11 protein-coding genes and 1 pseudogene are annotated in these 9,876 nt (G+C 56.4%); 4 read left to right on the forward strand and 8 right to left on the reverse strand.

The features are described from left to right. Positions 1 to 18 precede the first annotated feature (18 nt). The gene (locus ACR0D9_RS03810; RefSeq protein WP_480537748.1) at positions 19 to 933 is read right to left on the reverse strand and encodes a MurR/RpiR family transcriptional regulator; all 915 of its coding nucleotides are present in this window, start codon (positions 931 to 933) and stop codon (positions 19 to 21) included. A 71-nt stretch (positions 934 to 1,004) separates the two neighbouring features. Between ACR0D9_RS03810 and ACR0D9_RS03815 the strand changes: the two genes are divergently transcribed. From ACR0D9_RS03815 to ACR0D9_RS03825, 3 genes are all read left to right on the forward strand, one after another. Beyond that, positions 1,005 to 1,778, forward strand: coding sequence for a beta-keto acid cleavage family enzyme (locus ACR0D9_RS03815; protein ID WP_480537750.1), 774 nt, complete (start codon positions 1,005 to 1,007; stop codon positions 1,776 to 1,778). After that, entirely contained in the window at positions 1,775 to 3,091 is a 1,317-nt protein-coding gene (locus ACR0D9_RS03820; protein ID WP_480481149.1) for an aspartate aminotransferase family protein, read from the forward strand. Before ACR0D9_RS03815 ends, ACR0D9_RS03820 begins: the two co-directional genes overlap by 4 nt. A 76-nt stretch (positions 3,092 to 3,167) precedes the next feature. After that, positions 3,168 to 3,557 carry a hypothetical protein gene (locus tag ACR0D9_RS03825; RefSeq protein ID WP_480537752.1) on the forward strand — a complete coding sequence of 130 codons (390 nt, stop codon included), beginning with the start codon at positions 3,168 to 3,170 and terminating at the stop codon, positions 3,555 to 3,557. Between the two features lie 57 nt (positions 3,558 to 3,614). Here ACR0D9_RS03825 and infC read toward each other — a convergent pair whose 3' ends face one another. From infC to cobA, 7 genes and pseudogenes are all read right to left on the reverse strand, one after another. Next, complete coding sequence (gene infC, locus ACR0D9_RS03830; protein ID WP_480492811.1) at positions 3,615 to 4,205, reverse strand: translation initiation factor IF-3; 591 nt, start codon at positions 4,203 to 4,205, stop codon at positions 3,615 to 3,617. Positions 4,206 to 4,321: 116 nt separating this feature from the next. After that, on the reverse strand, positions 4,322 to 5,155 hold the full coding sequence (locus ACR0D9_RS03835; RefSeq protein WP_480537754.1) for a ferredoxin--NADP reductase: 834 nt from the start codon (positions 5,153 to 5,155) through the stop codon (positions 4,322 to 4,324). Between the two features lie 107 nt (positions 5,156 to 5,262). Next, on the reverse strand, positions 5,263 to 5,670 hold the full coding sequence (locus tag ACR0D9_RS03840) for a DUF934 domain-containing protein (RefSeq protein WP_480537756.1): 408 nt from the start codon (positions 5,668 to 5,670) through the stop codon (positions 5,263 to 5,265). Further along, the gene (locus tag ACR0D9_RS03845) at positions 5,667 to 6,428 is read right to left on the reverse strand and encodes a phosphoadenylyl-sulfate reductase (RefSeq protein WP_480537757.1); all 762 of its coding nucleotides are present in this window, start codon (positions 6,426 to 6,428) and stop codon (positions 5,667 to 5,669) included. Before ACR0D9_RS03845 ends, ACR0D9_RS03840 begins: the two co-directional genes overlap by 4 nt. Then, on the reverse strand, positions 6,418 to 8,082 hold the full coding sequence (locus tag ACR0D9_RS03850) for a nitrite/sulfite reductase (protein WP_480537759.1): 1,665 nt from the start codon (positions 8,080 to 8,082) through the stop codon (positions 6,418 to 6,420). The genes ACR0D9_RS03845 and ACR0D9_RS03850 overlap by 11 nt, the downstream gene beginning before the upstream one ends. Positions 8,083 to 8,147: 65 nt before the next feature. Continuing rightward, positions 8,148 to 8,462: a DUF2849 domain-containing protein gene (locus ACR0D9_RS03855; protein ID WP_480485783.1), complete on the reverse strand. Its 315-nt coding sequence runs from the start codon at positions 8,460 to 8,462 to the stop codon at positions 8,148 to 8,150. After that, positions 8,462 to 9,208: pseudogene (gene cobA, locus ACR0D9_RS03860) on the reverse strand (uroporphyrinogen-III C-methyltransferase); the annotation flags it as partial. The pseudogene cobA and the gene ACR0D9_RS03855, both read right to left, overlap by 1 nt. 174 nt (positions 9,209 to 9,382) lie before the next feature. Between cobA and ACR0D9_RS03865 the strand changes: the two are divergent. Further along, positions 9,383 to 9,865 (forward strand): Lrp/AsnC family transcriptional regulator, encoded by a 483-nt coding sequence (locus tag ACR0D9_RS03865; protein ID WP_480537761.1) that lies wholly within the window; start codon positions 9,383 to 9,385, stop codon positions 9,863 to 9,865. Positions 9,866 to 9,876: the final 11 nt, after the last annotated feature.

The raw sequence follows: 9,876 nt of genomic DNA on the forward strand, positions 1-9,876 counted from the left end.
GTATGTACTATTCATATTCTAGGGTTTTCTCATCCTTGGCAACACGCCGGGCCGCCAATACGCGCCGGTGTCCTCCCGCGCCTTTTGAAACTGTTCGACCCTGTCCCGTGCAGCGTCTCCTCCTGCATCAAAGAGATGACCGAGCAGGCATTCCAGAACCGCCATCGCGCCGGAAAAGCTTGAAAACGGATGTAATGTGCGGGTGCTGACGGGCAGAACCACATCCGGGTTGACGCCGGGGGCAATCACCTCGCTATCCGAAAGCAGTACAATCTTCATAGACCGATCGCGGGCAAAGCGCATCGACTGGATCGTATCTGCGGAGTAGGGATGGACCGTGATCGCAAACAAACAATCCGCAGACGTGGCCTCGACAAGGTCATCGATGGCCGAGCCCATGTGCCGAGGTATCAGCTGTAACCCGGGATGGGCCATGCGGCCGGCGTAGTGAAAATAATAGGCCAGCGCATGGCTGGCCCTTGTGGCGGTCACATAACAGTGACGTGCAGACACCATGTATTCAACGGCACGCTTGGCCAAATTCGGCTCCATCAGACGCAGAGAGCGGGACACAACATTCATCTCATTGCGCGCGAATCTGGCCTGTGCGCCGTGGAAAGGGTCTTGTCCGGGTGATGTGGTTAGCCACCCATGACCTATCCTGTCTTCGCTGTCTGTTGTGAGGGCAAGGCGAAATGGGTGGCGGAAGGCGTCAAAACTGTCGAAACCCATACGCTGTGCCAGTCGAACAAGAACACTGGTGCTGATGCCGATCCGGTCAGCGGTCACCCGGACCGGGTTCAGGCCGAAATCACCGGGATGGTCGATGATATATTTCGCCGCGACTTGCATCTGCGCAGGCATCTCGTCGATCTCGCGCCGAATTTGGCTGGTCAAGGCTGCAAGGGTGGGTGCCATACCAAAAAGAAACATATGTTTTCTTTAGTGTAAATTGAAAACGTCATCCAGCGAATCTAACTGAAGGCAAAGACTTGGGTGGTGCTATGACATCAAAAACAACTGACAGCTTGGACAGGCCCTACATTCTGGTTGCGCCAAACGGCGCCCGGCGGAGCGCGTTGGATCATCCCGCCTTACCGCTCAGGATTGATCAGATCGTCACGTCAGCACGGGATTGTCTTGCTGCGGGTGCGGACGGGTTGCATCTGCATATTCGAGATGCAGACGGACGGCATTCACTGGACGCCGGATTGTACCGGGAAACGCTCGCGGAATTGCAGCGCGAGGTTCCAGAAATGAAGCTACAGATCACGACTGAAGCCGCCGGGCAGTTCGACGTAGCATCGCAACTGGACTGTCTGCGAAAGGTGCGACCTGAATGGGCCTCAATCTCGGTGCGTGAAATCGCCCGCGACCTTAACCTTGCACCCAGGGTCTATGCACAATGCGCGGATCAGGGCACACGGGTTCAGCACATTTTGTATGATGCAGAGGACGCACGATTACTGGACCATTGGCGCGCTCAGGGCATCGTACAGGCGAACCAGACAGACCGTTTGCTTGTTCTGGGGCGATACAGCGATGGACAGCAATCTATGCCAGCCGATCTCGAGGCTTTTCCAAAAAGCCCGGCTCGTTGGATGGTGTGCGCCTTTGGTGCGCAAGAACATGCCTGTCTGGCCGAGGCTGCACGACGCGGTGGTGACGTGCGGGTTGGGTTTGAAAACAGTCTGACGGGGCCGGATGGCAGACCTTGGGCAGATAACGCGGCTTCGGTCGCAGCATTAGTTGAATTGCTTGGAAGGGCAAAGAAATGAGTCATGTTTTCCCACGTCACACGAAATCGGACCTCCCCGTCGCGGTTGGCGGCGATGGCTGTTATCTGATTGATGCAGAGGGCAAGCGATACCTGGATTGCGGTGATGCCGCGGTATCATGTCTGGGTCATTCGAATCAGGCCGTGATCCAAGCGGTACAGCAACAGGTGGAACAGATCGCTTTTGCACATACCGGGTTCATGACATCGGAACCGGCCGAGGCTTTGGCCGAATTGTTGATCCGGCATGCACCGGGGGATCTGGACCGTGTGTATTTTGTTTCGGGCGGGTCGGAGGCGACCGAAGCGGCGATCAAACTGGCGCGCCAATATTTTCTAGAAATCGGACAACCTGAACGCCGTCACGTTATCGCGCGAAAGCAAAGCTATCACGGCAACACTTTGGGGGCTTTGTCCGCAGGGGGTAACGCATGGAGACGGGCACAATTCGCTCCGATGCTGATCGAGATGACCCATATCTCTGCCTGCTACGAATATGCTGAAAAACCGGAAGACGAGAGCAGTTTTGACTACGGCCAGCGTGTGGCGAATGAATTGGAAACTGAAATCCTGCGGCTGGGTCCCGATACGGTCATGGCATTTATGGCCGAACCAGTGGTCGGGGCCACCCTTGGCGCAGTTCCTGCGGTTGAAGGATATTTCAAGCGTATTCGCGAGATTTGCGACCACTATGGTGTGTTGCTGATCTTGGATGAGGTGATGTGCGGTATGGGCCGAACCGGTCACATGTTTGCCTGCGATCATGACGGTATCGAACCGGATATTCTTTGTATTGCCAAGGGGTTGGGGGCTGGATATCAACCAATCGGAGCCATGCTGTGCACCGGTAAAATCTATGACGCGATCCGCGATGGATCAGGGTTTTTCCAGCATGGGCACACCTATGTCGGTCATCCGGTCGCCACAGCCGCCGCATTGGCGGTGGTCCGTGAGTTGACCGAACGGGATTTACCTGCGCGTGCCGGGGTCATGGGCAACAAGCTGCAATCTGCCCTTGAGGCAGCATTCGGACAGCACCCGAACGTGGGAGATATCCGTGGTCGTGGGTTGTTCCGAGGTGTTGAACTGGTCGTTGACCGTGACACCAAGGAACCTTTTGATCCATCACGCGGCATCGCAGGTAAGGTGAAAAAGGCAGCACTGGCTGAAGGGTTGATTTGCTATCCCATGGCAGGCACGCGGGATGGCCGGAACGGCGATCACGTCCTGCTGGCGCCGCCTTTTATCATCGAAGAGGAACAGATAGGCGAACTCGTCAGCAAACTGGAACGCGCCATTTCCGCCGTGCTTTGACATTACCGTGAGCGCACTGTTCGCCCGCAGGTTATTTGTTAGTGTCGCGGGAGAAGTATCTGAAAAGGCGAAATCAATGGCGCTGGATATTTGGCGCAGTTTCCGCGCGCTTCCCCTTTGGGTGCAGATCTGGGTGGCCGTAATATTGGTGCCGGTTAATTTGGTTCCGCTTGCTTTCCTGGATCAGCCGCAGGGGATGCTCATCGCTGTTCTGGCGATTACCGATATGGCGCTGAACATACCCATCATGGCGGTTGCGCGCGGGATGAGCGGTGCGATGGCTTTGCCGCACATTCTGTGCTGGGTTCCACTGGTTGTCATCGTAACGCTTTTGTTGTTTTCCGATGCGACCCTGAGCATTGCCTTTATCAAGTTTCTTTGGGTGCTTCTGATCGTTGACATAATTTCCTTGCTTTTCGACTTCAGAGATGCGGTCAACTGGTTACGAAGCAGACGCGCGACCTGAACAAAAAAGCCCCTTCGGCAGCGAAGGGGCTTTGATCGTTTCTGTCTTTTAAGCAGATTACTTATGCGGAAGCGGGCCGATCATCATGACCATCTGACGGCCTTCCATCTTCGGCATGTTTTCGATCTTGCCGACCTCTTTGATGTCTTCGGCCACACGTTCCAGCAATTCGCGACCCAGGTTCTGGTGTGCCATTTCACGGCCACGAAAGCGCAGGGTGACTTTGACCTTGTCGCCCTTTTCCAGAAACTTAAAGACGTTCTTCATTTTGACGTCATAGTCATGCGTATCGGTGTTCGGTCGGAACTTGACCTCTTTCACTTCGATGACTTTTTGTTTTTTGCGCGCTTCGTTTTCGCGTTTTTGCGTTTCGTACTTGTACTTGCCGAAATCCATGATCTTGCAGACCGGTGGGTTCGCATTGGGCGAGATTTCGACCAGATCAAGACCTGCATCTGCGGCCATCTGCATGGCTTTGGCGGGATGAACCACCCCGACGTTTTCACCTTCGGCGCCAATCAGGCGAATTTCGGGGGCACGGATCTTATCATTGACGCGCGGGCCGGTGTCTCTCTGTGGCGGCGCGTTGTGAGGTCTGCGAGCTATGGGTTCATTCCTTTGATGATTGCAGAATTTCGAGCCCGGAATTTAAACCGGGCAGAGCCGCACTTCAAGCGGCATAAATACAGGGTAATGCGAAAAAACTTGTTTTCTGCCGGTGTTTTTCGCGTTCAGGGTGGCAAAGCCCTGAACGCAGGGTTGCTTTAGCCGACAAAGGCTTTTTCGATCACGAACTCCTTGGGTTCTGAGTTTGCACCTTCACGCAATCCAAACCCTTCGAGGATTTCCTTGATATCCAGGTTGAAAGCCAACGAACCGCAAACCATTGCACGGTCGGTTTCGGGCTTGATGCCACCGTCAATACCCAAGTCGGAAAACACGGTGCCGTCCTGAAGCAAAGTGGTGATGCGACCCATCTTTGGGCTCTCTTCCCGTGTGGTGGTCGGGTAATAGCGGATCTTGTCGGCAAATCCTTCACCGATCAGTTCGGCCAACAGTTCGTCCTGACGGATGCTGTCGATCAGCTGACGGCCATATTCCAGCTCTGCCACTTCGCGGCAGGTGTGGGTGATGATGACCTCGTCATAGTCCTCATAGGTCTGCGGTTCACGCAGCAGCGAGGCAAAAGGCGCAAAGCCGGTGCCGGTCGCAAAAAACCACAGGCGCTTGCCGGGCAGCAGGGCGTCATGCACCAATGTGCCAACCGGTTTGGGACGCAGGATAATCTGGTCACCCGGTTTGATATGTTGCAATTTCGAGGTCAGCGGGCCGTTCTGAACCTTGATCGAATAAAACTCCAGCTCTTCATCCCACGAGGGCGAGGCGATGGAATAGGCGCGCAGCAACGGCTTGCCGTTGTCGCCCAGAAGACCAATCATCACAAACTCGCCCGAGCGGAAACGCAGCGAGGCCGGGCGCGACACCTTGAATGAAAACAGGCTGTCGGTCCAGTGTTTGACTTCGGTTACAGTTTGCGCATCCGGAAGGACGGGGACTTTTACGGCGGTTGCTTCGCTCACGGGCTTCATCTCTGTCATCGTTTACCTGCCGGTCTGCTAAACCGACATCTCCGTTTAATCTTTGATCCAAGTCAGGAAAAGGGGACAGATTGCCCCCTTTGCGTCACAGGCTGGCAATCGCGGGATCAGCCGCGCAGGCGGGCCTGATAGTTATTCTCTTTCCAGTTCGCGCGGGCCAGCCACTGATCCTCGGGTTGGCGGTCTGCCAGTTCTCCGTCGATCTCGACCTCGTCAAAGCCGCTGCGGCGCGCCATGGCGTATTGATCGGCAAGCACATGCCCTTTGGCGCGCAGCCGACCTTTGTAGCCCTTCAGGCGCAATGTGCGAGCGATGGTAAATCCGCGACCATCTGCGAAAGACGGGAAGTCTACCCGAACCAGCCTCGTGCCGCCCAACCGGTCAAACAGTTCGTCCGGGTCTGTCTCCGAGCTCACGTCTAGCGCGATTACGTCATTGGCGGCATCATCCAGAGTGACAAAGCCGTCGGTCCAGTCATCAGGCGAAAAGCCCTCATCCGTTACGATTACGTTCATGTTTTCTCTCCGACGCGCATCATCTTGCCATCGACAAAATGGATGCCGCATTCTTCCTTGTTCTGATCGCGCCACCGTCCGGCGCGGGGGTCTTCGCCCTCTTTGACAGGCGAAGTGCAGGGCGCACAGCCGATCGAAGGGTATCCTTTGGCCACCAGCGGATGCCGGGGCAGGTTGTTTTCTTCCATATAGGCCCGCACATCCTCGGGCGCCCAATGGGCGAGCGGGTTGACCTTGATCCGGCCTGTACCATCTTCGACCTCGAAGAATTCCAGCGCAGCGCGCGTGCCTGCCTGAAACCGCTTGCGTCCGGTTATCCAGCCATCGAACCCCACCAGCGCTCTTTGCAGCGGGAAAGTCTTGCGCAGGTTACAACATGCATCGGTGTCGCGCAGGCGCAATGCGCCGTATGGGTCTTCGCGTTCAACCTCTGCATCCTCGGCCCGGATGATGCGAATGTTGGTAAGCCCCAGACGCTCGCTCACCTCCTGCTGGTATTCCAGCGTTTCGGTGAACAGCATTTGCGTGTCCACGAAAAGAACGGGCGTTGCCTTGTTCACCACCGCCGCCATGTGCAACAGAACGACGGATTCCGCACCAAAGCTCGAGACCAGAGCAAGCTCATCGATCTCATCAATCGCTCCATGCATGACATCATGGGCGCTGTGGTGCCGGAACCGGGCATTCAGGTCTTCGACACGTTCAGTCAGTTCGCGTCTGTCCCAGCCCAGTTCCGTCTGGATCAGGTCAAGCGGCATTTGCGCGGGCCTCGGGGTAGAGGGCGTCTTTGAACGGCGCCATGCCCACCCGGCGATATGTTTCCAGGAATGTCTCCTCTGCGCTTGCACGCTGGTTCAGATAGGTGTCGACAATGCGCTCGACGGCAGGAACGATTTCGTCATAGGCAAAGCCCGGACCGGTGCGATCACCAATTGCCGCAGTTTCGGTCGCATCGCCACCCAGAGTGATCTGGTAATTTTCCACGCCTGCGCGGTCCAGACCCAGAATGCCGATATGGCCGACATGGTGATGACCACAGGCGTTGATGCAGCCTGAGATCTTGATCTTCAGGTGGCCGATGTCATGCTCGAGCTTCAGGTCCTCGAACCGCGTTGCAATTTCCTGAGCAACCGGGATCGAACGCGCCGTTGCCAGCGCACAATAATCCATGCCGGGGCAGGCGATGATATCGCTGATCAGACCGATATTGGCGGTTGCCAGCTCGTATTCCTTCAGCTTGGCGTGAATTGCAGGCAAGTCCGATTTGTGGACATGCGGCAGGATTACGTTCTGTTCATGGCTGATGCGCAGCTCGTCATAGGCGAACTCTTCGGCCAGATCGGCCATCACGCGCATCTGCTCAGCCGTCGCATCGCCCGGCGTCTGGCCGTGCTTCTTGATCGAGATCGTTACAATCGCGTGGTCCGCATTCTTGTGCGGCGCGATGTTGGTGTCGACCCACGAGCGGAAGACCGGATCGTTGGTATAGGCGCTTTCAAACGACGCAACCGAAGCCTGGCGGAAGGCAGGCGGTGCAAAGTGGCCCTTGATCTCTTCCAGCAGGTTCATATCCGCGCCTTTGAACTGCGGGCGGACCTTCAGGAAGCGTTCGTTGACCTTGGCGCGGATAGCGTCGATGCCATGCTCGTGCACGGTGATCTTGATACGTGCCTTGTACTTGTTGTCACGGCGACCAATCTGGTTCCAAACTGAAACGGTTGCTTCCAGATAAGCCAGCAGGTCGTCAAAGGCGACGAATTCGGACAATTCCTTGCCGATCATGGGCGTACGGCCAAGGCCACCGCCAACAATGACGCGCGCGCCAAGAACGCCGTCACGCTCAACCAGTTGCAGGCCGATGTCATGCGCCTTGATCACGGCGCGGTCGTTTTCACTGCCAGTGATGGCGATCTTGAATTTGCGCGGCATGAACTGGAATTCCGGGTGGTCGGTCGACCACTGGCGCAGCAATTCGGCGTAAGGGCGGGGATCAGCGACCTCATCCGCAGCGGCACCGGCAAAGTGGTCGGCGGTCACGTTGCGAATGGTGTTGCCCGAAGTCTGGATGGCGTGCATGCCAACCTCGGCCAGCGCGTCCAGCATATCCGGCACGTCGCTTAGCTTTGGCCAGTTGTACTGGATGTTCTGACGGGTGGTGAAATGGCCATAGCCTTTGTCCCACTTCTCGGCCAGCAACGCCAGTTGACGCATCTGTGCACTGTTCAGCGTGCCATAGGGAATGGCGACACGCAGCATGTAGGCGTGCAGCTGCAGATACAGCCCATTCATCAGGCGCAGCGGCTTGAATTCGTCTTCGGTCAACGAGCCGTCAATGCGGCGTTCCACCTGGGCGCGGAACTGCGCGTTACGTTCTGCCAAAAATGCTGTGTCGAACTCGGAGTAGCGATACATGTCTAGCTGTCCTTGTTTGCAGCCCCGAACCTAGGGGCCTTGAAGGGGAGAGAGATGGCCAGAGGTCAGGCCCGGGGCTGCGGGGAAGTTTCCTGTTTGCCGTGGGCATAGTTGGACGGACCAGTCCGGCGAAAATCTTCCCGAAAATGGGTGGGCTCGGGGCCGTTCTTGCCCGCAACGGCATCGGCCAGATAAGCGCCCACGACTTTATTTGCCTGACGCGCCGCATCCAGCAGACGCACCTGTGCATGTGCTTCGTCAGTGATCAGTTCCGCTTGCGACAGATCACGCGTCCAACTGTCATCTTCGGTCTGGTAAATGACGTCACCTATCAGCAAATCATTTGCGGTGACGACTTTGGGGGTAAAAGCGCGGGCCATCAGGCAAGCTCCTTGTTGAATTCGGTTACGGCCTGCGTTGCTTCGCGCGGGGCAAGGCCATAGAATGTCAGGGCTGGTCCGTCCATTTCGGCGGCGGCCAGATCGGCGGGCAGTTGATCCAGTGTGGTGGCCAGAATCCGCTGGTTCGGACGCGAGGCGTTTTCGACCAGTGTGACTGGAGTGGCGCGATCGGCACCGTGCATGATCAGGCGACCCTGGATAAAGCGGGCAGATTTCTTGCCCATATAGATCGCAGCAACCGAACCGGCCCGTGCCAGGGCATTCCAGTCATGATCGGCAAAACCTTTCATGTCATGCCCGGTCAGGAACCGCACCGAGGAATTCCGGCCGCGTTGAGTCAGGCTTTGGCCGATACCAGCCACCGCGGCAGAGGCCGCCGTGATACCGGGAATGATCTGCCACGTGATTCCAGCCGCCTCGACGGCCTCAATCTCTTCATCCAGACGACCAAAGACAGTGGGATCGCCGGACTTCAGGCGGACCACGCGGTTACCTTTCAGGGCATATTCGACCAAAAGAGCGTCGATATCACTTTGCTTCCAGGATGGGCCGAACCCGACTTTGCCGACATCAACCAAAGCGGCGCTTTGACCGGCTATGTCCAGAACGGGTTTACTGATAAGGCGGTCGTGCAGCACAACATCAGCCTGCTCAAACGCAGTCAGCGCCTTGAGTGTCAGCAACTCGGGGTCGCCCGGACCTGCGCCGACAAAGTCGACATGTCCTTTGGTGCCTGTTGTGCGAACGTCCTGCATCGGATCATCTCGGGTGTGGTTTGACTTGACCCTCAATATAGGAAATATTCCCACCAAAGCGCCATATGGGCGCTCAAAAAAGGACAGACGTTCCATAGAAACAAAATTTTGGAACGAAAGCTTCGATGTGGAAGGAATATTGGAATGTCGGTGCGGATAGATGATACGGATCGGAAAATTCTGGCCGAGCTGCAACGTGATGCAGGGCAGTCACTGGACGAAATTGCGGCTCGGGTCGGCAGTTCAAAGACGCCTGTTTGGAATCGTATTCGTAAGCTCAAGAGTGCGGGAATCATTGGTCAGCAAACGGTTTTGCTGGATGCCGAAGCGCTTGGGTTTGAGGCGACTTTCTTTGTTTTGATCCGCACGTCGGAACACGAGGCTGAATGGCAGCGCAAGTTCCTTAAGGCATTGCGCGAACATCCCGAAGTGCAGGAGGCGCATCGGCTGGCAGGCGACATTGATTATATTCTCAAGGTTCGGGTCAAGAACGCGCGCGCCTATGATCAATTCTACCAGTCGCTGATTTCGGAGGTACGGGTGCACAACGTGACCGCGCTTTTGTCGATGGAAGAAATCAAGTCCACAACGATGCTTCCCCTCAGCGCGTTGGCTGAAGGGGTATAGAAGGCAGGTGC

This window comes from Ruegeria sp. AK11 (assembly GCF_056541095.1).